20 protein-coding genes and 1 pseudogene are annotated in these 24,636 nt (G+C 71.2%); 9 read left to right on the top strand and 12 right to left on the bottom strand.

What is annotated here, in order from left to right; genetic code table 11:
- Positions 1–29: 29 nt before the first annotated feature.
- Positions 30–839: a methyltransferase domain-containing protein gene (locus OG584_RS04525; RefSeq protein ID WP_405775201.1), complete on the bottom strand. Its 810-nt coding sequence runs from the start codon at positions 837–839 to the stop codon at positions 30–32.
- A 322-nt stretch (positions 840–1,161) separates the two neighbouring features.
- Between OG584_RS04525 and OG584_RS04520 the strand changes: the two genes are divergently transcribed.
- Both OG584_RS04520 and argG read left to right on the top strand, forming a co-directional pair.
- On the top strand, positions 1,162–3,021 hold the full coding sequence (locus tag OG584_RS04520) for a transketolase (RefSeq protein WP_405775199.1): 1,860 nt from the start codon (positions 1,162–1,164) through the stop codon (positions 3,019–3,021).
- Positions 3,022–3,249: 228 nt separating this feature from the next.
- The gene (gene argG, locus OG584_RS04515; protein WP_405775197.1) at positions 3,250–4,701 is read left to right on the top strand and encodes an argininosuccinate synthase; all 1,452 of its coding nucleotides are present in this window, start codon (positions 3,250–3,252) and stop codon (positions 4,699–4,701) included.
- Between the two features lie 225 nt (positions 4,702–4,926).
- On the opposite strand, the gene OG584_RS04510 is transcribed toward argG, so the two are convergent.
- Positions 4,927–6,432: a bifunctional phosphatase PAP2/diacylglycerol kinase family protein gene (locus OG584_RS04510; RefSeq protein WP_405775195.1), complete on the bottom strand. Its 1,506-nt coding sequence runs from the start codon at positions 6,430–6,432 to the stop codon at positions 4,927–4,929.
- A gap of 292 nt (positions 6,433–6,724) precedes the next feature.
- On the opposite strand from OG584_RS04510, the gene OG584_RS04505 reads away from it, so the two are divergent.
- Both OG584_RS04505 and OG584_RS04500 read left to right on the top strand, forming a co-directional pair.
- Positions 6,725–7,942: an aminotransferase class I/II-fold pyridoxal phosphate-dependent enzyme gene (locus OG584_RS04505; RefSeq protein ID WP_405775193.1), complete on the top strand. Its 1,218-nt coding sequence runs from the start codon at positions 6,725–6,727 to the stop codon at positions 7,940–7,942.
- 31 nt (positions 7,943–7,973) lie between these two features.
- Complete coding sequence (locus tag OG584_RS04500; protein ID WP_405775191.1) at positions 7,974–9,173, top strand: MBL fold metallo-hydrolase; 1,200 nt, start codon at positions 7,974–7,976, stop codon at positions 9,171–9,173.
- A 32-nt stretch (positions 9,174–9,205) separates the two neighbouring features.
- On the opposite strand, the pseudogene OG584_RS04495 reads toward OG584_RS04500, so the two are convergent.
- From OG584_RS04495 to OG584_RS04485, 3 genes and pseudogenes are all read right to left on the bottom strand, one after another.
- Positions 9,206–9,529, bottom strand: a pseudogene (locus OG584_RS04495) (response regulator transcription factor); the annotation flags it as partial.
- Between the two features lie 136 nt (positions 9,530–9,665).
- Positions 9,666–10,298 (bottom strand): DedA family protein, encoded by a 633-nt coding sequence (locus OG584_RS04490; RefSeq protein WP_405775189.1) that lies wholly within the window; start codon positions 10,296–10,298, stop codon positions 9,666–9,668.
- On the bottom strand, positions 10,295–11,065 hold the full coding sequence (locus tag OG584_RS04485; protein WP_405775187.1) for an MBL fold metallo-hydrolase: 771 nt from the start codon (positions 11,063–11,065) through the stop codon (positions 10,295–10,297). The genes OG584_RS04490 and OG584_RS04485 overlap by 4 nt, the downstream gene beginning before the upstream one ends.
- Before the next feature lie 407 nt (positions 11,066–11,472).
- Here OG584_RS04485 and OG584_RS04480 point away from each other — a divergent pair, with 407 nt between their 5' ends.
- A complete protein-coding gene (locus OG584_RS04480) occupies positions 11,473–13,554 on the top strand; it encodes a phage holin family protein (RefSeq protein WP_405775185.1) in 2,082 nt (693 codons plus the stop codon).
- A gap of 64 nt (positions 13,555–13,618) precedes the next feature.
- On the opposite strand, the gene OG584_RS04475 is transcribed toward OG584_RS04480, so the two are convergent.
- Positions 13,619–15,676, bottom strand: coding sequence for a phosphocholine-specific phospholipase C (locus OG584_RS04475; protein ID WP_405775183.1), 2,058 nt, complete (start codon positions 15,674–15,676; stop codon positions 13,619–13,621).
- A 142-nt stretch (positions 15,677–15,818) separates the two neighbouring features.
- Positions 15,819–16,364 carry a MarR family winged helix-turn-helix transcriptional regulator gene (locus tag OG584_RS04470; RefSeq protein ID WP_405775181.1) on the bottom strand — a complete coding sequence of 182 codons (546 nt, stop codon included), beginning with the start codon at positions 16,362–16,364 and terminating at the stop codon, positions 15,819–15,821.
- A gap of 140 nt (positions 16,365–16,504) precedes the next feature.
- On the opposite strand from OG584_RS04470, the gene OG584_RS04465 reads away from it, so the two are divergent.
- Both OG584_RS04465 and OG584_RS04460 read left to right on the top strand, forming a co-directional pair.
- A complete protein-coding gene (locus OG584_RS04465; RefSeq protein WP_405775179.1) occupies positions 16,505–17,908 on the top strand; it encodes an NADP-dependent succinic semialdehyde dehydrogenase in 1,404 nt (467 codons plus the stop codon).
- Positions 17,909–17,968: 60 nt separating this feature from the next.
- Positions 17,969–18,340, top strand: a complete 372-nt coding sequence (locus OG584_RS04460) for a hypothetical protein (RefSeq protein ID WP_405775177.1) — start codon at positions 17,969–17,971, stop codon at positions 18,338–18,340.
- Positions 18,341–18,357: 17 nt separating this feature from the next.
- Here OG584_RS04460 and OG584_RS04455 read toward each other — a convergent pair whose 3' ends face one another.
- From OG584_RS04455 to OG584_RS04445, 3 genes are read right to left on the bottom strand one after another with little or no spacing between them, the layout of a single operon-like run.
- Positions 18,358–18,801, bottom strand: coding sequence for a response regulator (locus OG584_RS04455; protein ID WP_405775175.1), 444 nt, complete (start codon positions 18,799–18,801; stop codon positions 18,358–18,360).
- Positions 18,798–20,495, bottom strand: a complete 1,698-nt coding sequence (locus OG584_RS04450; protein ID WP_405775173.1) for a CHASE3 domain-containing protein — start codon at positions 20,493–20,495, stop codon at positions 18,798–18,800. Before OG584_RS04450 ends, OG584_RS04455 begins: the two co-directional genes overlap by 4 nt.
- Positions 20,476–21,642: a PP2C family protein-serine/threonine phosphatase gene (locus OG584_RS04445; protein ID WP_405783885.1), complete on the bottom strand. Its 1,167-nt coding sequence runs from the start codon at positions 21,640–21,642 to the stop codon at positions 20,476–20,478. Before OG584_RS04445 ends, OG584_RS04450 begins: the two co-directional genes overlap by 20 nt.
- Positions 21,643–22,008: 366 nt before the next feature.
- Here OG584_RS04445 and OG584_RS04440 point away from each other — a divergent pair, with 366 nt between their 5' ends.
- Complete coding sequence (locus OG584_RS04440; protein WP_405775171.1) at positions 22,009–22,233, top strand: hypothetical protein; 225 nt, start codon at positions 22,009–22,011, stop codon at positions 22,231–22,233.
- Positions 22,234–22,323: 90 nt separating this feature from the next.
- Here OG584_RS04440 and OG584_RS04435 read toward each other — a convergent pair whose 3' ends face one another.
- Positions 22,324–23,136 carry a helix-turn-helix domain-containing protein gene (locus OG584_RS04435; RefSeq protein ID WP_405775169.1) on the bottom strand — a complete coding sequence of 271 codons (813 nt, stop codon included), beginning with the start codon at positions 23,134–23,136 and terminating at the stop codon, positions 22,324–22,326.
- Between the two features lie 49 nt (positions 23,137–23,185).
- Here OG584_RS04435 and OG584_RS04430 point away from each other — a divergent pair, with 49 nt between their 5' ends.
- Positions 23,186–23,491: a 4a-hydroxytetrahydrobiopterin dehydratase gene (locus OG584_RS04430; RefSeq protein ID WP_405775167.1), complete on the top strand. Its 306-nt coding sequence runs from the start codon at positions 23,186–23,188 to the stop codon at positions 23,489–23,491.
- Between the two features lie 211 nt (positions 23,492–23,702).
- Here OG584_RS04430 and OG584_RS04425 read toward each other — a convergent pair whose 3' ends face one another.
- Positions 23,703–24,539, bottom strand: a complete 837-nt coding sequence (locus tag OG584_RS04425) for an aldo/keto reductase (RefSeq protein ID WP_405775165.1) — start codon at positions 24,537–24,539, stop codon at positions 23,703–23,705.
- Between the last annotated feature and the right edge of the window lie 97 nt (positions 24,540–24,636).

The following is a 24,636-nucleotide window of genomic DNA, read 5'->3' as shown; positions in this document are numbered from 1 at the left end:
GGAATCGGCAGGCCCGCTCCGGCCCGGCATCAGACGCGGCAGAGGACTTCGCCGTGCGGGACCAGGAACCATCCGTCCTCCTGCGCGCCCCACTCGCGCCAGGCGTCCGCGACCGCCGACAGCTGCTCCCGTGTCGCGTGCCCGCCGTCCACCGCCTGCTGCGCGTAGACGGACTCGGTCGTACGGTCGGCCCACAGCCCGCTCCACCAGGAGCGCTCCTCATCGGTGGCGAAGACCCAGTTGGTGGCCGTCGACCTGATGTCCGTGAAGCCCGCCTGCCTGGCCCAGGAGAACAGCCGCCGCCCGGCGTCCGGCTCGGCGCCGTTGGCGCGGGCGACCCGGTGGTACAGGTCCAGCCAGTCGTCCATCACCGGGGACTCCGGGTACCAGGTGAACGCACCGTAGTCACTCTCGCGCACCGCGACGATGCCGCCCGGCTTGGTGACCCGGCGCATCTCGCGCAGAGCCTGCACGGGGTCGCCGACATGCTGGAGCACCTGGTGCGCGTGGACCACGCAGAACGTGTCGTCCGGATAGTCCAGCGCATGCACGTCCGCGACGGCGAAGTCGGTATTGGCCAGACCGCGTTCGGCAGCCAGCGCACGGGCCTTCTCCACGATGGCGGGCGCTCTGTCCACGCCGGTGACCGTGCCCTGAGGCACCAGCGCGGCCAGATCGGCGGTGATCGTGCCGGGCCCGCAGCCGATGTCCAGGATCCGCATGTGGGGCTTGAGCTCGCCCACCAGGTAGGCCGCGGAGTTGGCGGCGGTCCGCCAGGTGTGCGAGCGCAGCACCGACTCGTGGTGGCCGTGCGTGTATACGGCTGTCTCTTCCGGCATGGCGGATCTCCCTGTTCGATGTCGAACTCATCCGAAGTGGTGTCACCACCGTAGATGCTTTCGCCGAATGCTGAGATGCGTATCTCGGATACTGATACGCCCGTTCGGTGTTCCGACCGCTGTGCCCGGGGGAGGCCAGGTGCGGCGACGGAGGCGGCTGCCGCCATGCCGGGGAAACGTGTGCGCGTCGTCGCGGACTGGGTACGCGGTGCTGTGTGACCGGGACAAGGTGAACATCCGGGTACGCCCACTCCAGGGGCTGCCCGCTCGACACCGCTCCGCCGGCACCGCAGTGAGCCCGGTCGCGGGAAGGGAACAGCAAATGAGTACGGATCAGAACGCAGAGCTCTTCGAACTGGCCCAGCAGCTCCGTGTGGACGCGGTTCGCGCAGCGGACGCGGCGGGCTCCGGGCATCCCACGTCATCGATGTCCGCGGCGGATCTGGCCGCCGTACTCCTCGCCAGGCATCTGCGTTACGACTTCGACCGGCCCGACCATCCGGGCAACGACCGCTTCGTCCTCTCCAAGGGCCACGCCACTCCGCTCCTTTACGCGATGTACCGCGCGGCGGGTGCCGTCGAGGACGAGGAGCTGCTCACCTTCCGTAAGAAGGGCAGCCGTCTAGAGGGTCATCCGACGCCGCGCATCCCCTGGGTGGACGTGGCCACCGGCTCGCTGGGGCAGGGGCTGCCCGTCGGGGTGGGCATGGCACTGGCGGGTAAATCCCTGGACCGGTTGCCGTACCGGGTCTGGGTGCTGAGCGGTGACAGCGAGATGGCCGAAGGCTCGGTCTGGGAGGCCGCCGAACACGCCGGGTTCGAGAACCTCGACAATCTGACGCTGATCGTCGACGTGAACCGGCTGGGGCAGCGCGGGCCCACCCGGCACGGCAGGGACCTGGAGGCGTACGGACGCAGGCTGCGGGCCTTCGGCTGGCACACGGTCGAGATCGACGGGCACGACATCGCCGCTGTCGACGCGGCGTACGAGGAGGTGCTCGCCGTCAAGGGCAGGCCCACCGCGATCATCGCGGGTACCCGCAAGGGGCGCGGGGTGGCCGACGTCGAGGACCGCGAGGGGATGCACGGCAAACCACTGCCGGATGCGGCAGCGGCTGTCGAGGAGCTGGGTGGCCGCCGGTCCATCCGGGTCGACGTGCACAAGCCGGCCGACGCCGGACCGGCGCGGAGCACCGGCGGCGGGGACCTCGTTCTGCCGCGCTACGAGAAGGGCGACGAGGTCGCCACGCGCAACGCGTTCGGCGATGCGGTCACCGCCCTCGGTGCGGCGCGCGGCGAAGTGGTCGTACTCGACGGGGAGGTCGGCGACTCGACACGAGCCGAGTTCTTCTCGAAGAAGCACCCCGAGCGGTATTTCGAGTGCTACATCGCGGAGCAGCAGCTGGCGGCCGCCGCTGTCGGCATGCAGGCGCGCGGCTACACCCCGTTCGCGTGCAGCTTCGCCTCGTTCCTCACCCGGGCGCACGACTTCTTCCGGATGGCGGCGATCGGCGCCGCCGGCATCAATGTCGTCGGCTCGCACGTCGGTACGGCGATCGGTCAGGACGGCCCGTCCCAGATGGGTCTTGAGGACCTGGCGATGTTCCGGTCGATCCACGGCAGCACGGTCCTGTACCCCAGCGACGCCAACCAGACGGCCAGGCTGGTGGCCGAGATGGCGGACGCGCACGGCATCCGCTACCTGCGGACGAACCGCGGGGAGACCCCCGTCATCTACGGGCCGGACGAGGAGTTCCCGATCGGCGGCAGCAAGGTCCTGCGGTCCGGTGAGGACGACGCGCTGACCCTGGTCGGCGCGGGCCAGACCCTCCATGAGTGCCTCGCGGCGGCCGACGCGCTGGCGCGGGAGAACATCGCGGTGCGGGTGATCGACCTCTACTCGGTCAAGCCCGTGGACGCAGGGACCCTGCGGACGGCGGCGGACCAGACGGGCTGCCTGATCACGGTCGAGGACCACCACTCCGAAGGCGGACTGGGGGACGCGGTGGCCGAGGCGTTCGCGGACGGCAGGCCGGTGCCCCGGCTCGTCCGGCTCGCGGTCGGGAACATGCCGGGGTCGGCCACGCCGGAGGAGCAGCTGGCCGCGGCAGGTATCGACGCGCAGAGCATCACCGCGGCCGCGCGGCTGCTGGTGGAGAAAGCGGTGATCCGACCGGCCTGACCGGAGCGGGAGCTGGGCCGAGGCCGTCTCCGGTGTCGCTGAGGGGCGGGCAAGGGCGGCGGCGGTCTCCGCCGCGGCCCTGCGCTGCTTTGCACTGCTCCGGGGGTGCCCCTGCTCCGTAGCTCCGGGCCGGAGACCGTTGTCGCCCTGCGACGGCCCGCGCCGTGGCTCCGGGGCGGCGACCGGAGCCACGTTGCATGATCATGCGGTTTCCTGCATACTCTTCCTATGTCTAAGGTCCTTACCTCCCTGCCCGCCGGCGAGCGCGTCGGCATCGCCTTCTCCGGCGGCCTCGACACTTCCGTCGCGGTCGCGTGGATGCGCGACAAGGGTGCCGTCCCGTGCACCTACACCGCCGACATCGGCCAGTACGACGAGCCCGACATCGCGTCGGTGCCCGGCCGCGCGACGGCGTACGGCGCCGAGATCGCGCGTCTGGTCGACTGCCGCGCCGCGCTGGTGGAGGAGGGCCTGGCCGCGCTCACGTGCGGTGCGTTCCACGTCCGCTCGGGCGGTCGTTCCTACTTCAACACGACACCGCTCGGCCGCGCCGTCACCGGCACCCTGCTGGTCCGGGCGATGCTCGAGGACGACGTGCAGATCTGGGGCGACGGCTCGACATTCAAGGGCAACGACATCGAGCGGTTCTACCGCTACGGCCTGCTCGCCAACCCGCACCTGCGCATCTACAAGCCGTGGCTCGACGCAGACTTCGTCTCCGAACTCGGCGGACGCAAGGAGATGTCGGAGTGGCTGCTCGCCCACGACCTCCCCTACCGCGACAGCACCGAGAAGGCCTACTCGACCGACGCCAACATCTGGGGCGCCACGCACGAGGCCAAGACCCTGGAGCACCTCGACACCGGTGTGGAGACCGTCGACCCGATCATGGGCGTGCGGTTCTGGGACGACAACGTCCGCATCGCCGCCGAGGATGTGACGATCGGCTTCGACCAGGGCCGCCCGGTGACGATCAACGGCGAGAAGTTCGCCACCCCGGTCGACCTGGTGATGAAGGCGAACACCATCGGCGGCCGCCACGGTCTGGGCATGTCCGACCAGATCGAGAACCGGGTGATCGAGGCCAAGAGCCGGGGTATTTACGAGGCCCCGGGCATGGCGCTGCTGCACGCCGCGTACGAACGCCTGGTGAACGCCATCCACAACGAGGACACCATCGCGCAGTACCACAACGAGGGCCGGCGCCTCGGCCGCCTCATGTACGAGGGCCGCTGGCTGGACCCGCAGGCGCTGATGATCCGTGAGGCGCTGCAGCGCTGGGTTGGTGCCGCGGTCACCGGAGAGGTGACGCTGCGGCTGCGGCGCGGCGAGGACTACTCAGTCATGAACACCTCCGGCCCGGCGTTCAGTTACCACCCGGACAAGCTGTCCATGGAGCGCACCGAGAACTCGGCTTTCGGCCCGGTGGACCGGATCGGCCAGCTCACCATGCGCAACCTGGACATCGCCGACTCCCGCGCCAAGCTGGAGCAGTACGCCGATCTCGGCATCGTCGGCAACACGCACGCGACACTCATCGGCGCAGCCCAGGCCGCCTCGACGGGGCTGATCGGCGCGATGCCGCAAGGCGGCGCCGAGGTCATCGCGTCCCGCGGCGTTGCCGATGGCGACGACGACCAGATGCTCGACCGCGCCGCCATGGAGTTCGGCACCGACTGAGACATGGGGTACGGGACGTCCGTCGGCGCCGGGCGTTGATATCCGTGTCCGGCTGGGCGGTGCGGCGCGCGCCGCACCGCCCAGCCGGGTGTTCCGGCGTACGCGGGCGACGCCGGAGTGGTCCGCTTCTGCGAACGGGGCGGATTCGTAAGGCAGTCGGTGACGCCGGAACTCGCCCCGCACAGTCCTGAGGGGCAGAGACAGCACAGCCATCGCCGAAGAAACCTAGAGCGGCAGCGGGCGGTACACGGTGAGCGCCTCGTTGTCCTTGTCGATCCACAGAGTGGGCGGCGCCTGCGTGACCTCGCCGTCGAACGCGAGCGCCGTGCCGGGCGCGAGTCCCGACACCCGTACCCGCCGCATCCGCTCCGCAGCGTGCACGGGCGAGCGGGACAGCGGTCCCGCGAGCGCCGCCGCGAGGAGCCGCAGGCCCGGCAGCCTGCCCCCGTGCACCACCCGGACGTCCAGCAGGCCGTCCGCCAGGTCGAAGCGCCTGCCGGGGGTCGGCCCCATCTGCCGGTACATGCCGTTTCCGGCGAACAGCATCCACAGTGTCCGCCGCTCGCCCTGGAAATCCGCCTGGAGCGGTCGCCGCGAGCCGAGCACCCGCGCCGCCGCCAGGACTCCGGCAGGCCATCCGCCGATCTTCGGGGACCAGTGCTCCCTGATCCGTACCAGCTCCGGATAGACGCCCAGGCTGAACGTGTTGAGGAAGTGCCCCGGCTCGCCACCCGGGCCGTCCGGCCCCGGTGCGAAGCGGCCCAGATCGACCTTGACCGCGTCGCCGGACGCCAGCGCCCGGCAGGTGTCGTGGACCTCTTCGATCCCGATGTCGTAAGCGAAGTGGTTCAGCGTCCCGCCGGGGAAGACCGCGAGCGGCACACCGTGTGCGGCCGCGACGGCGGCCGCCCGGTTGACCGTCCCGTCCCCGCCGCAGATTCCGAGCGCCCGGCCGCGCTTCGCCGCTTTCTCCAGCGTGGCCGCCAGCTCGCCGGGATCGCACTCCACCACATCCGCCAGCGGCAGCGCGTCCCTGACGAGGGCTGCCCTGGCGGCAGCCGATCCCGACGCCCTGTTGACCACCACGACCAGATCCTGACCGCCGGGCAGGGCCGGCGCTTCGGTGTGCGGCCGGCCGGGGGCGGGCAGCTGGTCGCGGGTGGGTACGAGCCCGCGCACCGCGAAGGCGGCACCCACCCCGAGTGCGGCCCCGATCATCACATCGCTCGGGTAGTGCACGCCCGTGTAGACACGCGAGGCCGCCACGCTCACGGCGATCGGTGCGACGACCGCGCCCCAGCCCTTCGACTCCAGCGCGACCCCGGTGGCGAAAGCGGCAGCCGAAGCCGCGTGCCCGGAGGGGAAGGACGTGGTGACCGGCTGCCGCTTCAGCTGTCTCATCACCGGTACGGCGTCCAGTATCGGCCTCGCTCTGCGGACCGACCGCTTGCCCACCGTGTTCGCGACAGCGGAGGCGACGGCCAGTGAGGTCACCCCGCGCAGCGCGGCCCGCCGCGCACGGGTCGAGCCGCCCACCACGGCGATACCCGCGGCGGCGCCGAACCAGAGCAGACCGTGATTGGCGCTGCGGCTCAGCCGGGGCAGGACCGGCGCCGCCGCCGGCCAGTGCCTGGCAGCCGCTGACCTGAACAGCGCCTGGTCGCGGGCCCCGAGCCAGCTCGTGAGCCGTTCGAGGTGGACCGGGCCGCTGTGGGGGACGGCGGAGGCCATGAAAATCAACCCTCTCGATGATCCGTACGCGTCCTGACCGGATCTCCGGGCGGAGGACGGTGCTGCGCGGCGGCTCTGGTGACCGATCGTCGTACCCCGTCCGGCCCGGGAGATGCCTCCGGCGCCCCGGCGTGTCGCCGCACGTCACGGCAGCCACCGGGCAGCGGGAGGGCCGGCAGCCCGGCCCCTGGGGCGCTCCCGCCCCCGCAGGGGCCCGGCTGCCACGGTCGCCCGGTCGGGCAAATCTACGTATAAAGGTCTCTGGGGGGCCGGCGACAGCGGAGGTGCGGGCATGCAGCGGACGGTTCCGGAGAGCCGCGGCCCTGTCCGCTACGGGCCGCCCGCCCCCGGCCCTGGACTGCCGGTGCTCCCCGGACTGGCCGCCGTGCTCTCCGGCGCGGCCCCGCACACCGCAGCCGAGCCACCTGGCGGCGGCCCCGGGCTGCGGACGGCGGCCTGCGGATACTGGACGAGGCGCGGCCTGGGCTGCGAGCCGGGGGACACGGTCGCAGCCGATGGCCCCCAGTCGCTGCTCCTCGCGCTGCTGGCGGCGGACGGTGGCGATCTGATGCTGCCCCGCCCGTGCCCCGCTTGGTGGATACCGCAGGCCCGTCTCATCGGGCGGTCCGCCTACCCGGTGCCCACCCCGGCGGAGTGCGGCGGCGTCCCCGACCCGTACGCCCTCCTGGAGACCGTACGCCGGGTGCGCACCGAGGGCGGCAACCCCCGCCTGCTGCTGCTCTCCGTCGCCGACGACCCGACCGCGACGACTGCCCCGCCCGAGCTGCTGCACCTGGCCTGCGAGGCCGCGCTCTCCGAGGGGCTGCACATCATCAGCGACGAGACCTGGCGCGACACCCGGCACCGGCCGGACGAGACGGTACTGCTCAGCCCCGCGGAGATGTGTCCGGACGAGGTGACCGTCCTGTCCGATCTCGCGGGCTCGCTGACTCCGACGGCCTGGCCGGTGGCCGTGGCCCGGTTCCCCGGCACGGCGGACGGGGCCGCCCGGCGCGCCAGAACCCTGGACGTTCTCACCGCGACCGGGGCGGCGCCGTCCGCGCCGGTCGCGGCGGCTGCCGCCTGGGCGCTGCGGGAGCCGGCGGCCGTACGGGAGCGCGCGGCGCAGGCGGCCCGGCTGCACGCCCGGCTGGCGGCAGCCGCCCATGAAGCGGTGCTCGCCGCGGGCGCGCTGGCCAGACCCCCGCAGGCCGGCCGCCACCTCTACGTGGATCTCGGCCCGCTGGGGGCCGGCCTCTCGGACCTCGGGGTCACCGACGCGATGGAACTGGAGGAGTACCTGGGGGAACGGATCGGCGCACCGGCCCCCGGAGGCCACCGTTTCGGTGACGATCCGGACGAACTGCGGGTGCGGCTCGCGACGGGCCCGCTCGTCGGATCAACCCCGCAGGAGCGCCTGGAGTCCCTCAACTCGACGGAGCCACTCGAACTTCCCCACGTGGCCCGCGCGTTGAGCATCCTCACATCGGCCCTGGAGCAACTGCGATGACTGCCTCACCGCCACCGGACGGAGCCCTTCGATGACGGAACAGACCGAGCGCTCCCTCACCGAACCGCAGCCGGGTGCCCGGACCGGGCCCGGCCCCGAGACCGGCCCGCTCGCGGAGACCGGGCCGCGTGAACCGACCGGCCAGGAGACGCCGGGCCGGCCGCCGTCCGCGCCGGCCGCGGCTCAGCCGGCCACCCGCCCGCACACCCGGCACCGCCCCCGCAAACCGGGCCTCCTGCGCCCACTCGGCGAGACCAGGCTCTGGCCGAAGTCCTTCGCCGACCGGCTCACCGCTCCGCTGCCCGGTGTCCGAGCGATGGCGAGACTGGCCCGCGAAGGTGCCGTGCGGCCACGCGCCGAGGGGCTGCGCGATATCCCGCTGCTGCCGTACGCCCCCGCCCCACTGCCCGAGACGGACGCCGCCACGATCGCCGTCACCTGGGCCGGGCACGCCAGCTGGGTAGTGCGCATCGGGGGCCTCACCGTCCTCACCGACCCCGTCTGGTCCCGCAGGATTCTCGGTACGCCGGCCCGCGTCACCCCGGTCGGTGTCCCCTGGGCGGACCTGCCGCGGATCGACGCCGTCGTCATCAGTCACAACCACTACGACCACCTGGACGCCCCCACGGTCAGACGGCTCCCGCGCGACACCCCGCTCTTCGTCCCGGCCGGGCTGGCCCGCTGGTTCCGGCGGCGCCGCTTCACCCGGGTCACGGAGCTGGACTGGTGGGAGTCGGCGGAGACCGGCGGTGTCCGCTTCGAGTTCGTGCCTGCCCACCACTGGTCCAAGCGCACCCTCACCGACACCTGCCGCTCGCTCTGGGGCGGCTGGGTCCTCACCGACCAGCGCGGTCAGCGGGTGTACTTCGCAGGCGACACCGGGTACGGCCACTGGTTCGGGGAGATCGGCCACCGCCACCCGGGCATCGACCTGGCGCTGCTCCCGGTCGGGGCGTACGAACCGCGCTGGATGCTCGGGCCCGTGCACACCGACCCGGAGGAGGCGGTCGCCGCTTGCCAGGACCTGGGGGCGCGGCGTATGGCTCCCATGCACTGGGGCGCGTTCCTGCTGTCCGCCGAGCCGGTACTCGAACCGCTCACCCGGGTCCGAGCTGCCTGGGAGCTGGCGGGGCGCCCGCGCGAGGACCTGTGGGACCTGCCCGTCGGGGGGTCCAGAGTGCTCCAGGACGCGCCCGCGGAGGTACCGGCGGACCGGCCGCTCGCCGACTGACCGGACACGGGCTCCGTGCGTCGCACGGTCCGTCAGTATCCGGCCGGGCGCACCAGGCCCGTCTCGTACGCGAAGACCGCGGCCTGGGTCCGGTCGCGCAGACCCAGCTTGACCAGGATCCGGCTCACATGGGTCTTCACGGTCTGCTCGGCCACCACCAGCCGCCCGGCGATCTCCGCGTTGGACAACCCCTGGGCGATGAGGGAGAGGACCTCGGTCTCGCGCTCGGTCAGGTCGCCGGTCCGGCCCTTGGGCGCTGTGCGGGGGGAGCCGGTCACCCGGGAGAACTCCGCGATGAGGCGTTTGGTGATGTTCGGGGCGAGCAGCGCGTCACCGGCGGCCACCACCCGTACTGAAGTTATGGAGCGCACCCGGTGGCAGGCGTCCCGCCGCAGAGCGAACCTTCCGCGTCACTCCCGAGTACTACGGGTAGGGGCAGGGCCGGTACGAACGACGTGTGGGCACAGCACAGTTGGCGTCCCGGAGCGCGGCTCAGCGGGGGGCGGGAGACCCGCCGCGTGTCCGGAGCCTGCGCCACGCGGCAGGTGCCCCGCTCACCAGCAGAGTGAGGGCGATCGCCGCGGCCACGCCCTTCCAGGGCTCGTCGAAGAGCGAGCCGCCGAGTATCCCGATGAGCTGGTACGCGGCGGCCCACGCGAGACACGCCGGCACGTCGCCGCCGGCGAACCTGCGCAGCGGCATCTCACCCAGCAGACAGGCGAGCATCACCGGTATCCGGCCGGCCGGGACCAGCCGGGAGAGGACGAGTACCGATTTGCTGTGCTTGTCGAGCTGCTCCTGTGCCCGCGCCAGGCGTGCCTGCGGGACCCTCCTGCGCAGCGCCTCCAGCCAGCGCGAACCGTTCTTGGAGTGCACGCCGCGCCGGCCGAGCCAGTACAGGGCCATGTCCCCGAGGAACGCGGCGGATGAGGCCACGGCGAACACGAAGAGCAGCGCCAGGGGATCCGTCTGGTGGATGGCGACCACGGCCGCAGAACTCACCAGCGCTCCCGTGGGAATGACCGGCACCAGGGATCCCAGCACGACCAGCAGGAAGAGCGACGGGTAGCCGGCGGCCTGCTGGGTGGACTCCGGGGGCACCTGGCCCAGCAGTTCGTGGATCACCCGGCCACCTCCGGCAGCACCTGTTCACCGTGCGTGAGGCGGTGCACGGACACTTCGGGGGCCAGCTGCGCCGCCTGCCGTACGAACTCGTCGCCCGGCGTGTGGAATTCATGTGGCCGCACACCGTCCATCCCGACCGGCCAGTACGTGCCGTAGTGGACCGGTACGGCGGAGCGCGGCCGCAGCACGGTCAGCGCTTCGGCGGCCCGCCTGGCGTCAAGGTGCTCCTCGCCGAGGAAGGGGCCCCAGCCGCCGACCGGGAGCAGCGCCACATCGACGTCGCCCACAGCCTCGCCCATCGTGTCGAAGAGACCGGTGTCCCCTGCGAAATAGGTCCGCGCCTCACCGCTCACGACGAAGCCGAGCGCGGGTGCGCGCTGCGGTCCGAAGGGCAGCCGGCGGCCGTCGTGGTGCGCGGGTACCGCGCGGACGGTCAGGTCGGCCACCCGCACCTCGTCGCCGGCGACGACCTCGGTGATGGGCAGGCCGAGCCGCCGCAGTCCGGGTACGGCGCGGACCGCCCCGCGCGGCACGATCAGCGTGGTGCCGGGCGCCAGCCGGGCCAGCGACGGCAGATGGAGGTGGTCGGCGTGCAGGTGCGATACGAGGACGGCCTGGGCCGCTGCCGCGCCGGGGGGCGGAACGGCGCCGCGCCGGCGCCGCAGATGAGCCAGCCTGCGGGCGAACAGCGGGTCGGTCAGTACCCGGACCCCGGAGTCCTCGACCGTACAAGTGGCGTGTCCCCACCAGGTCACAGCGACCGGCACGTGCCGTCTCCTCACATCTGGTCACTTCGGGCTTCCGCCGACTCTATGCGGCCCGCTCCCGGGACAGCGTGTCACGTCCGTTGTCACGTCTGCCCCGGCTCACGTTGGGTAGCGATGCAGCGAAACGGGAGGAGGCTCCGTGACCCTGTACTCGGAGCAGTGTCCGCGCTGCGGAGGTGTCCTCGCCGTCACGCAGGACGGCTGGAAGATCTGCCACTCCTGCGGCTACAGCTCCCCGCCGTGACCCGGCGTAACCCACCGTGACCTGCCGTGACACATGCTCACGGCAGGTCACGGCGGTCGTGCTTCCTGCCCGCGTGACCGTGGCCGGGGCACTGTCCTGTCTGTGAAAAGCTGCCCCCCGGCGGGCCCGCCCGGGGGCCCTCGGGACGTGAGGTGGAAGAGGCGTGGTGACAGGGCGATGGCGCAGCGCGGGCAGCGCTCTGCTGCGGGTGACCGTGGTGTGGGCGGTGTCCACGCTGACCATGCTGGCGCTCGCCGGCATCCTGCCGGACTTCCGGCTGGAGTCCGCCGACGGCGACAGCGCCACCACGGTGGCGATCACAGCGGGGTGGGGTGCGGCGGCGTTCGGCTTGCTCAGCGCACTGGTGTGGCCGCTGGTCGTGCGCGCGCTGCTGCTGGTCCCGGCCCTCGTCCTGGGCCTGCTGGTATTCGTCCTGAACGGGTCGTTCCTGCTGGTCGCGCTGGACCTGATCCCGAACGGGCGGGGCACTTCCGACCCGGAGACGGCAGTCGTGGTCGCCGCGGTGATGTCGGCCGTCGCCTCCGCGACCTCGACCGCGCTCGCGGTGCGCGACGACGAGGCGTACCGCCGAAGACTCTCGCGCCTCGCCTCCCGCCGGCGGCGCAGAAGCGGCGAGGACGCGGGGCGGTGCGGGCCGCACGGCACCGTCTTCCTGCAGCTCGACGGGGTCGGCCATGCGGCGCTGCTGCGCGCGGTCGGAGAGGGGCTGATGCCCACCGCCGCCGGGTGGATGGGCTCCACGCACCGGCTCAGCGCCTGGCGCACCGACTGGTCCAGCCAGACGGGCGCAAGCCAGCTAGGCATCCTGCACGGCTCCAACCACGACATCCCCGCCTTCCGCTGGTACGAGAAGGAGACCGGCGACGTGATGGTCTGCAACCGGCCCGCGAGCGCGGCCGAGCTCCAGCGCCGGGCGGTCGAGCGCACGCGTGACGGCGGGCTGCTCACGGTGGACGGCGCGAGCCGCGGGAACCTCTTCAGCGGCGGCGCCGACGAGCTGGCCCTGGTGCTCTCCGTCGCCGCACGGCGTGACCGCCACCACCGCTCCAGGGCCGGCTACTTCGCCTACTTCTCCGACCCGGCCAACGCGGTCCGCACCGCGATCTCGTTCCTCGCCGAGGTCGGCCGGGAGATCGGACAGTCGACACGGGCCCGCGCCCGGCAGGAGGAGCCGCGCATCAAGCGCGGTGGCCTCTACCCGTTCATCAGGGCCTTCGCGACCGTCGTCGAGCGCGATGTGGTGGTGTCATCGGTGATCGGGGACATGTTCGCCGGGCGGACCGCGGTCTACGCGGACCTGGTCGCGTACGACGAGGTGGCCCACCACAGCGGGCCGCACAGCAGGGACGCGGCGAAGGTACTGGCGCGGCTCGACCGTTCCCTGGCACTGATCGCGAGGGCCGAGGAGCACGCACCGCGGCCGTACCGGATCGTGCTGCTCTCCGACCACGGGCAGAGCCCCGGTCAGACCTTCGAGGGTGCGTACGGACTGACCCTCAAGGACCTGGTGCGGGCGGGCTGCGGGCTTCCCGTCCCGCGCAGGGCGCAGCGGACGAGGAGCGGCTCCGAGGCGAGGGCCGCCGTGCGCGTCGTGCTGCACCGCCCGGCGCCGGCCGGCGACGAGACCCCGCCGGACCCGGAGTCCGACCCGGTGGTGCTGGCCTCCGGCAACCTCGGGCTGATCTCCTTCCCCGACGCGCCGGGCCGCATGACGCGCGAACAGCTCGACCGGCGCCATCCGGCGCTGCTGCCGACCCTGGCCAACCATCCGGGGATCGGGTTCCTGCTCGTCGCGAGCGAGGAGCACGGCTCGGTGGTGCTCGGGGCCGGCGGCGCCGAGGTGCCCGTGGCCGCGCTCACCGACGGGGAGGGGCCGCTCGCCGGCTTCGGGCCCGGCGCCGCGGAAGCGGTGTGCCGCACGGACACGTTCCCGCACGTCGCGGATGTCATGGTCAATTCGGTGTACGACCCCGAGACCGGATCCGTGCACGCCTTCGAGGGGCAGATCGGTTCGCACGGCGGCCTGGGCGGGGAACAGTCGGCGCCCTTCCTGCTGGCGCCGCTCGACCTCTCCGAGGCGGTGGCCGACGGCCACGAACTGGTCGGCGCCGAACAGGTGCACCGCATCCTGCGGCGCTGGCTGACCGAGTGCGAGGGCCCGCAGGTCCCGCTCGGCAGGCCGGTGCCCGCGGCGGACGGCGTCGCGCCCGACAGCGCGGCGTGAGCGCGGGAACGCCCCGAGCCCGGGTGCCGGGCCCCCGGCTCGCGGGGCCCGGCACCTGTGGCGGTCAGCCGGTGATGATCGCCGGGTCGCTCACACCGGGCTTGCCGGTCTCGACGTGTCCGGCGAACCGGCGCAGGTAGCTGCTGTCCCGGTCCGAGACCACGGACAGGTCGTACCACTGCCGGGTGGAGCGCAGGTCCACCGTGTGCACCACGGTCTTCCCCTTGCGTACCGTGAAGGTCTCACTCTTGCCGCCGTACGCGTTGGTGACGGTGAGATGACAGTCGGCGCTGCCCGCGTTGGTCATCGTCAGCTCGACCGATCCGTCGGTGGCGCGGTGACGGGCGGTGACCTCGGGGCCGGCGGTGGAGCCCGGCCCCTTGAACGTGCGCAGGAAACCGTTCGGGCCGAAAACGGACAGGTCGTAGGAGCCCTTCGAGTACGACGTGTTCCAGGTGTCGGACAGCTTCTTGCCCGCCTCGGCGGTGTACGACCACGGCCCGTCACCGCGGTTGGCCGACGTCACAGTGAAGCAGGCTCCGGCGGACGCGCCCCCGCTGAACGTCAGCGCGAACTTCCCGTCCGACGGCGAACCCTGGCCGTCCACCAGCGGAGCGTAGGGCAGCGGACGGGACGGCCGGGACCCCGCCTCCTGCTTGGGCAGCGCCGGGTCGGCGGGGGCCTTCGGGGTGTAACTGTCGTGCCGGTCGCCGTCCGGCGGCCGGAATCCGTCGGTGTCCGGGAGCGTGGCGGGCCTGGTGTTCTTCAGCCCGAAGTCGAAGGCCGACGTCAGGTCACCGCAGATGGCCCGCCGCCACGGCGAGATGTTCGGCTCGGTCACCTTGAAGCGCCGCTCCAGGAACCGGATGACTGAGGTGTGGTCGAAGACCTCGGAGCAGACGTAACCGCCGGTGCTCCACGGGGAGACGACGGTCATCGGCACGCGCTGGCCGAGACCGTAGGGGCCCGCACCGTAACTCGCGTCGCCGGGGAAGTAGTCGAGCGAGGTGTCCACCGTGGACGCGCCCCGGTCTGCGGAAGCGGGCGGGAACGGCGGCACGACGTGGTCGAAGTAGCCGTCGTTCTCGTCGTAGGTGACGAAGAGCGCCGTCTTGCTCCACACCTCGGGGTTGGACGTGAGTGCGTCCAGCACCTGCGAGATGTACCAGGCGCCGTAGTTGGCGGGCCAGTTGGGGTGTTCGGAGAAGGCCTCAGGAGCGGCGATCCAGGAGACCTGGGGGAGCTTGTCCGCCTTGACGTCGGCCTTGAGGATGTCGAAGAAGCCGTCGCCGTTCTTGGCGTCGGTGCCGGTGCGCGCCTTCTCGTAGAGCGGGTCGCCGGGCTTGGCGTTGCGGTACGTGTTGAAGTACAGGAGCGAGTTGTCGCCGTAGTTGCCCCGGTAGGCGTCGTCGATCCAGCCCCAGGACCCTGCCGCGTCCAGGCCGTCGCCGGTGTCCTGGTAGATCTTCCAGGAGACCCCGGCCTTCTCCAGGCGCTCGGGATAGGTCGTCCAGTCGTACCCGGCCTCGGCGTTGCCGAGCACCGGGCCGCCGCCCTTGCCGTCGTTGCCGACGTGACCGGACCAGAGGTAGTAGCGGTTGGGGTCGGTGGCCCCCATGAACGACGAGTGGTACGCGTCGCAGACCGTGAACGCGTCGGCCAGCGCGTAGTGGAACGGAATGTCCTTGCGGTTCAGATGGGCCATCGTGCCGGCGGACTTCGCGGGGATCCACTGGTCGTACTTGCCCTGGTTCCAGGCCTTGTGGCCGCCCGCCCAGTCGTGGTCGAGGCCGGCGATGAACTTCATGCCGAGGTCCTCGGCGTCCGGGTGGTACGGCAGCACGTCCTTGGTGCCGTCCGACTGGTACCAGACCGGCTTGCCGCCGACGGGCGTCATCGGCCGGGGGTCGCCGAAGCCGCGAACACCCTTCATGGACCCGAAGTAGTGGTCGAACGAACGATTCTCCTGCATCAGGACGACGACGTGCTCGATGTCGTCGATCGTTCCCGAGCGGCGCTTCGCGGGGATGGCGGCGGCGCGGTCGATGCTGTTCGACAGGGCCGAGAAGCCTGCGGTCGCGCCCGCGATCTGGAGGAAGCGGCGCCGATTGAGCTGAGGCATGTGTGTGGGGACCTCTCGCGGTGTGAGGGGAATGATCCAGCCGAGTCTTTCCAGATGAGGGGGCCAAAGGGAAGAGCTGGTGACAGGCAAGTGACGGAACACGGCATATGAAGCGAACAACTCGGCTGATTTCGGTCAGCTTTCACGGAACTTGTTTGTACAACTCGTTCACTGGGGCCGGCTCGGTCGAGTCCACGGCCTGTCTTCCGGCCGCGGCTGCCCCGCTCTGCTGCTGCGGCTCCGCGAAGACCGCCGGTACCTCATTGCTCCGCACCAGCTGCCCGAGCGCCGCCGCCAGCCGGTTCCGCTCCGCCGTGCTCACCCCGCCGGTCAGCGCCTCCATCCGTGCGCTCGCCAGGGCCGAGAAGGCCCCGGACACCCTGGCGCCCTCGGAGGTCAGAGCCACCCGTACCGCGCGTCTGTCCTGCGGATCCGGCTCCCGGCGCACCAGCCCGCGCCGCTCGGCCCGGTCGACGAGTCCGGTCAGGCTGGACTTCTCCAGACCCAGCATGGTGCTCAGTTCGCCCATTCCGTGCGGCTGAGCCGTCAGCACACAGATCAACTGGGCCTGCTGTGCGGGCAGTCCGTGCGCCCGGCTGGCCTCCGTGTACACGGTCTGCACCAGGAACGACGTCCTCACCAGCGCTGCCGCGATCCCCAGCGGCTCCTCACCCCTGCCCGTCTCCATCCGGTCAGCATAGGGCGGAATGTTCGTATCACGAACCATTCGGCCGGCGTGCGCCCCGACCCTCCCGGCGCGCTGTCCGCGTTGCGGCGGCGCGCCGGGCGCGGGAGGGTCGGAAGGGCGAGTACGAGGAGGCCCCACCCATGCCCATCGCCACGGTGAACCCCACCACAGGTGAAACGCTCCAGACCTTCGATGCCCTGGGTGCCGAGGGGATCGAACGCTGCCTGGCGGCGGCCGACGCCGCCTTCCGCGATTACCGCCGCACGGAGTTCGCTGAACGCGCCCGGCTGCTGAACCGCACGGCCGACCTGCTGGAGAGCGAGCAGGCGGACATCGCGCGCACCATGACCACCGAGATGGGCAAGCCGGTCGGAGCCGCCCGTGCCGAGGCCGCCAAGTGCGCCAAGACGATGCGCTGGTACGCGCGGCACGCGGCGGAGCTGCTGGCCGACGAACACCCGTCGATGGCCGACACCGCGGACTCCGGTGCCACCCGCGCGTACACCCGCTACCGTCCGCTGGGCGTGGTGCTGGCCGTCATGCCGTGGAACTTCCCGCTCTGGCAGGTCGTACGGTTCGCCGCGCCCGCTCTCATGGCGGGCAACACCGGGCTGCTCAAACACGCGTCGAACGTGCCGCAGACAGCGCTCTACCTGGGGGAACTCTTCCACCGGGCCGGATTCCCGAAGGGCTGCTTCCAGACCCTGCTGATCGGCTCGGGCGAGGTCGAGGCGATCCTGCGCGACCCACGGGTGGCCGCGGCCACCCTCACGGGCAGTGAACCCGCCGGCCGCTCGGTGGCGGCGATCGCGGGCGACGAGGTCAAGAAGACCGTCCTGGAGCTGGGCGGCAGCGATCCGTACATCGTGATGCCGTCGGCCGACGTCGAGCGGGCCGCGCGGACGGCGGTGACCGCCCGGGTGCAGAACAACGGACAGTCCTGCATCGCCGCCAAGCGATTCATCGTGCATACGGATGTCTATGACGCCTTCATGGAGCACTTCACCACCCGGATGGCCGCGCTGAAGGTCGGCGACCCGCTGGACGAGTCGACCGACGTCGGACCGCTCGCCACCGAGCAGGGCCGCACCGACCTGGAGGAGCTGGTCGACGACGCCGTGCGCAGGGGAGCGACCGCGCTCTGCGGAGGTGGCCGGCCGGAGGGAACCGGGCGCGGCTGGTTCTACTCGCCCACCGTCCTCATGGGCATCACCACCGACATGCGGATCCACCGCGAGGAGACGTTCGGTCCGGTGGCCACCGTCTACCGGGTGGAGAGTGCCGAGGAAGCGGTGCGGGTGGCCAACGACACACCGTTCGGTCTGAGTTCCAACGTCTGGACCAGGGCAGACGACGAAATGGAACTGTTCGTGAGGGACATCGAGGCGGGAGGCGTCTTCTTCAACGGTATGACCGCGTCCCACCCGGCTCTGCCCTTCGGCGGGGCCAAGCGCTCCGGGTACGGCCGTGAGCTGTCCGCCCACGGCATCCGCGAGTTCTGCAACGTCACCACGGTCTGGCACGGTGCCGAACCCGACGAGTGACCGGAGCGGCCCGATGGCCCGCCCCCGTATCAGCGCGATCCAGCGAGGAAAGTGAGCACGATGGCCGACACGGAGAACCAGGACACGCTCGTCACGGTGGCACTCACCGGCCACTCGAAGGAGGACGCGGCGGCCGTCTTCGGCGCGCTGCGCACGGCCTTCCCCAGCGACCGGGGAGCCGGTGACACCCCGCAGACGGAGATCCCCGGCAGGCCGACCGTGTGGACGGCGTCCTTCGAGGTGCTGGAAGAGGCCCCGGACCGGCTCGGCTCCGCGAGTCTGACGGCACCGGTCAAGGCCACCGTGCAGGGTGGCTATCACGCAGTGGACATGATGCGGGCCGCGCTCGGCAGCGTCTTCTCCGTGGCGGAGCAGGGTGAGGCTCTCGGTGACCAGGAGAAGGAGCTGGAACTCCAGCTGGAGAACAGGTAGCCGTCGGCCCGCACCGGTCACATCCGGTGCGGGAGACGCACCACCGTGAGGAAGAAGTCGTCGATCTGGCGCACCGCCGACATGAACTGATCCAGATCGACCGGCTTGGTGACGTAGGCGTTGGCGTGCAGCCGGTAGCTGCGCAGGATGTCCTCCTCCGCCGACGACGTCGTCAGCACCACGACGGGGATGTCGCAGAGATCCGGGTCCGACTTGATCCGTTCGAGCACCTGCCGGCCGTCGTACTTGGGCAGGTTCAGATCGAGCAGCACCAGGTCGGGACGCGGCGCGCCGGTGTGGGCCCCGCGCCGGTAGATGAAGTCCAGGGCCTCCTCGCCGTCCCGCACCACATGAAGTGTGTTGCCGATCTTGTTGTCCGCGAACGCCTCACGGGTCATCAGTTCGTCGCCGGGGTCGTCCTCCACGAGCAGGACCTCGATGGGCTGGAGCGGGGCGTTCATGCGGTGGCCTCCTGTGCTGTGGTGGGGTGTTCGGCTGCGACAGCCACGGGGCCCGCGGCGTCGGCGCCGGAGCGCACGGGCAGCGTGAAGTGGATGCGCGCGCCCTCCGTCATCGACTCGTCCAGCCAGATCCGGCCGCCGTGGAACTCGACGATCTTCCGGCAGAGGGCAAGGCCGATCCCCGTCCCGTCGTACTCGTCCCGCGCGTGCAGCCGCTGGAAGATCACGAAGATCTTCTCGGCGAACTCCGGTGCGACGCCGATGCCGTTGTCCGACACCGTCATATGCCAGGTGTCGCCGTCCCCGGTGCAGCCGACGGTGACGACACAGGGGTGGCCGGCCCGGCGGAACTTGACCGCGTTGCCGATCAGGTTCTGCCAGAGCATGACGAGGGCCGTGGGGTCGCCGGTGACCTCGGGCAGCGGATCCGTCCGTACGACGGCCGCACCCGTCTCCTCGGTCGCGAAGGCCAGATTGGCCAGCGCCCGGTCCAGCGAGGAGTCGAGGCAGACGGTCCGCCGGCTGTCGAGCACCCTGCCGACCCGCGAGAACGTCAGCAGGTCGTTGATGAGGACCTGCATCCGCTTGGCGCCGTCGACAGCGAAGTCGATGTACTGCTTCCCTCGGTCGTCCAGCACCTCTGCGTACCGTTTCTCCAGCAGCTGGCAGAACGAGGCGACCTTGCGCAGCGGCTCCTGAAGATCGTGCGACGCCACATAGGCGAACTGCTCCAGCTCCGAGTTGGAGCGCCGCAGTTCGTCCGCCTGCCCGGCCAGCAGGGTCTCGCGCTCCAGGGATTCGGCGAGCTCGTCGGCGAGCCGCCGTCGCATGTCCTCCACGGCCGCTCCGACAGCGCGCACGTCGGAGGGCCCCCGGACCTCGATCCGGCGATGGAAGTCCCCGCCCCGGACGGTGTCGGACGAGACACGCAGCGCGTTCAGCGGCCGGCCCACGATCCGGTGCAGCAGCAGGCTGAGCACGATCACCACCAGCGCGAAGGCCGCGAGCAGAGCGATCAGTACCTGGTTCTGCGTGTGACGCGAGGCGTCGAGCCCGGCCCGTGCCCGCGTCTGTGCGGCCTCGATGTGGCGCTGCTGTACGGCCATGTCCGCGCGCAGACCGTCGAAGGCTGACTTGCTCCGTCCGATACGTGCCTCCGACGCCCCGCCGCGGCCCTTCGCCCGTACGGTGGCGATCAGCGGTTCGGCCTGCTCGCTGCGCCACTTCTCCGCGGCCAGCCGGATCCGGTCCAGGTCCTGCGCGTAGGGGCTCCCGCTTCCGGTGAACGCTTCGACCCCGGCCCGGTACCGCTGCTCGTCGCGCCGGCCCTGTTCGTACGGTTCGAGGAAGGACGTGTCACCGCTGAGCGCGTAACCGCGGGCCCCCGTCTCCTGGTCGAGGAGCGCCTTCTGAAGCTGGAAGGAAGCCGACCGGGCCGGCTGGATGCGGTCGACGAGGGCCGTGGTCCTGTCGTTGGTACGGGACAGGAAGACTCCGCCGACGGCGGTGCAGCCGCAGACCACGACCACGAATCCGGCGAGGATCAGATGGACCCAGTTCTGGACCGAGAGGCGGGACCTGAGGCCGGGGCGTGCCGTGGGCACCACCGTGTCGGCAGGGCTCCCGCTCTCCGCGGCGTCCTCGGGCGGGATTCCGCCGTCGCCGGCGGTCCCGCTAATCACCTGACTGCTCATGGCGAGCCGGCCCCCATCCCAGGTGCAGTACGGCCACGTCGTCCGCGAGGCCCCCGTAAGGCGCTGCGCCCTCGGTCGCGCCGCGCACCAGCGCGTCGACGAAGTCGGTCGCGGGCAGCGCCCCGTGTCTTCGGGCGAGGTCCAGCAGCCCCGCTTCCCCGAGCCGGGTCTCCTCGCCGGTGCGGCCTTCGAACAGCCCGTCGGTGAAGAGCACGACCTGACCCCCGACGGGCAGTGGCAGCTCGGTCTCCGTCCAGCGCGCGGCTCCCGGCAGCAGCCCCAGGGCCATACCGCCGCCCGGCTCGGCCCAGGCGACCTCCGCACCGTGCCGGACGAGGAACCCGGGGTGTCCGGCGCGGGTGACCCGCACGCTGCGGCGGCCGGGGGAGAAGACCAGGGATGTGACGGTGGCGAAGATGCTCGGATCGGAGCGTTCGGCCACCAGGATCTCCTCCAGCATCCTGATCTGCTCCAGATGCTCCATCGCGCAGAGCACCGCGGTACGCCAGGCGACCCGCAGACACACGCCCAGTGCCGCCTCGGCCGCCCCGTGGCCCGAGACATCGCCTATCACCGCATGCACGGTCTGGTCGGCCGTCTGCACCACGTCGTAGAAGTCCCCGCTGAGCAGCCCGTGCGCCCGCCCCGGCGTATACCGGGCGACAGCCTCGAAGTCGCCACGCCCGCGCAGCAGCGGCACGGGCAGCAGGCCCCGCTCCAGTCTGGCGTTCTCCTCCGCCATCAGCCGGTTGGCCTGCAGCGCCGCAGCCGCCTGCTCCACCTGCTTGCGCTGGAGCGCGTACCGCACGGCCCGGCTGAGCGACTCCGGATCGAGCCTGCCCTTGACCAGGTAGTCCTGCGCCCCGGTCGCGACGGCGGCCAGGCCGGCCTCGGCCTCGGCGAGACCGGTGAGCACCACGATGGCCACATCGGGCGCAGCGCGGACGATGTGGGTGACCGCGTCGAGGCCCTGGACGTCCGGGAGATGCAGGTCGAGCAGTACACACACCGGCGTACGGCAGGTCCGGAGGAACTGCTGGGCCGCGGCCAGGGACTTGCACCAGCTGACAGGGGAGTCCAGGTCGCTGTCGGCCAGCATCTCCTCGACGAGCAGGGCGTCACCGGCATCGTCCTCGACCAGGACCATGACGGCCTCGACGTCGCGGACGGACCCCGTGGGCACAGTCAGGAGCCGCTGCCGGTTCCGCGCCGCGGGCACCGCGGACGCCGCAGGACGTGCCGAAGCGGGCACAGGTATATCGGACACGCTCCACCCCTCTCACCCCAGCCCGACGGCGCGGGTACGGGGCGCCGTATCGCCGCGAAGCATATGCGACCGGAGCCTGGCCCGGCGACGGACCGGCGGACAACGCCACGGGGCCGCGGGTAAATTGACGAGAACGTCATAAACGATGATTTTGACGGGATTATTCTCGACACGCAGGAAAGTGGAACTCTTAGCTCATATCGATCTAATTGCTGAAGTGGGAGAATTGCAGGAAAGGAGGTGAACATGGAATACGTCATGCAGGCCGATCTCCAGGAGGGCTCCTCGCCGTCGGACGAGCACCCCAGCGTGGAGTGGTGGCACATCGCGCACATCCGTGAGACGACCGCCCTGTGCGGACACGAGCTGGACCCGGCCGCGCCCAAGCAGTCGACGGATGCCTGGGGGACCCCCGGGAGCCAGCCTTTCTGCCACTCCTGCGGTGCGCTGTATCTGCGGCAGGTGCCCTGAAGAACCCTTCGTTCGGGTCGGTCCCGGTCCACGGGGTCCGACCCGCACGGCGGACCGGCCGGGCCTTACGGGTCGGCCGGGTGGGGACCGTCAGGCCGTCAGCGACCGCAGATACGTGACCGTCGCCGGGTCGGCCGGAAGGAACGTCTCGATCGCCAGCTCGGCCACCGTCACGTCCATGGGGGTGTTGAAGGTGGAGATGGACGAAAGGAAGGAAAGGACCCGGCCCTCGTGTTCGATCTGCATCGGCAGTGCGAACCGCGGAACGGGCACCGGAGCCTTCTCGTCCCGGTCCCGGTCCTGGGCGGTTGCGGGGAACGGGTAGGCGGCGACCTCCTCGTACAGCTCACGCAGCGAATCGGAGCGTGCGAGCGCCAGCTGACGCTGCATCTGGTGCAGCAGGTGCCCCCGCCACTCCCGGAAATTGCGGATCCGGGGGGCGAGACCCGAGGGGTGCAGCGTGAGCCGCATCGCGTTGAGCGGGGGAGCCAGCAGCCGTTCTGGCAGCCCCTGCATCAGCATCGCGATGCCGCTGTTGGCCGCGACGACGTCGTACCGGCCGTCGACCACCAGCGCCGGATACGGTTCGTACCCGCGCAGAAGCTGGTTGATGCCCTCGTGCAGCGCGCCCATCGACGGGTCGTCCAGCATCGTCTCCGGGTACCGCGGCGCGTAACCCGCCGAGAGCAGCAGGGCGTTGCGCTCCCGGACCGGCACCTCCAGATGCTCGGCGAGCCGCAGGACCATCTCCTCGCTGGGGCGGGCGCGGCCCGTCTCGATGAAGCTGATGTGGCGGGCGGACGAGTCCGCCCGCAGGGCCAGCTCCAGCTGACTGACCCGGCGCTGCCTGCGCCAGTCGCGCAGCAGTGGCCCCACTCCGGTGTCGAGAGCGACAGTTGTCATCCCCGGACCGTATCGTCGCGAGGACCGTTTCCCGGAGGGAGTTTCGCGGATGCCCGCAGAACCGTTGTCGCAGCAGGAGACCGAGAACCGGCTGAGTGAGCTGCCCGGCTGGACGCTGGACGGCGACAGGATCGTCCGCTCCTATCGGCTTCCCGGACATTTCGCCGCCACCGCGATGGTCGTCCACATCGCCCAGATCCAGGAGGAGCTGGGCCATCACTCCGATCTGGCCCTCGGGTACAACAGCGTGGCGCTGAGCGTGCACACGCACGACGCGGGCGGCGCCGTCACCGCGAAGGACTTCGCACTGGCGCACCGGGTCGAAGCGATCGCCCCGGGGCACGGCGCCCGCTGAGACCGCGGCTGACCCGCCGCGGCCGGAGCGGGACGCCGAGCCGAACCCGACTGCTGGACGGCGGCCCCGGCGCACGCCGGGAGCGCGCGGGAGTGCGGTAGACCGCCCCCGCATACGACAGCGCCGCCCGGAACACTCCGGGCGGCGCTGTCGCCGGTGAGCGGTCCACCGCACTGAGGCGGTCCGGACACCGGCGTCCGGTCGGCGGGGTTCAGACACCCAGGGCCATGGTGGCCGGGTCGGAGCCGAGCCGCTTGCCCTCGTCGAGCGCGGTGATGGCCGCCAGGTCGTCGGCGTCCAGCTCGAAGCCGAACACGTCGATGTTCTCCTTGATCCGCGACGGCGTCACGGACTTGGGGATGACCACATTGCCGGTCTGCAGGTGCCAGCGCAGCACCACCTGGGCGGCGGTGCGGCCGTGCTTGCGGGCGATGGCGACGATGGTCGGAACCTCCAGCAGGCCCTTGCCCTGGCCGAGAGGGGACCAGGCTTCGGTGTGGATGCCGTGGTCCGCGTGGAACGCCCGCGACTCGGCCTGCTGAAGCTGCGGGTGCAGCTCGATCTGATTGAGGGCGGGAACCACGGAGGTCTCGCCCAGCAGCCGCTCCAGGTGCTCCGGAAGGAAGTTGGAGACACCGATGGCCTTGGCGCGGCCGTCCGCGTGGATCTTCTCGAAGGCCTTGTACGTGTCCACGTAGGCGTCCTTGGAGGGGACGGGCCAGTGGATGAGATACAGGTCGACGTAGTCGAGACCGAGCTTGGCCAGCGAGGTGTCGAAGGCGCGCAGCGTCGAGTCGTGACCCTGCTCGGAATTCCACAGCTTCGTGGTGACGAAGAGTTCCTCACGGGCGATCCCCGATGCGGCGAGCGCCTTCCCTGTGCCCTCCTCGTTGCCGTAGATCGCCGCGGTGTCGATGCTGCGATAGCCGGCTTCCAGCGCGGAGCCGACGGCCTTCGTGGCCTCGTCGTCGGCGACCTGCCAGACCCCGAAGCCGAGCTGCGGCATCCGGGCGCCGTTATTGAGGGTGATGAAGGGGACCTTGCTCACGAGCGGTCGACTCCTCTTGGTGCGTGTTGTGGGTACGTCATCTTTTGATACGCAAAGGGTCAACGATCACACGGCGCCGACCATTCCCGCACCCGTA

The sequence above is a fragment of the Streptomyces sp. NBC_00859 genome (genome assembly GCF_045161865.1).
Lineage (GTDB): Bacteria > Actinomycetota > Actinomycetes > Streptomycetales > Streptomycetaceae > Streptomyces.
The sequence above is the reverse complement of the archived record's forward strand: the minus strand, read 5'-3'. Positions and strand labels throughout refer to the sequence as shown.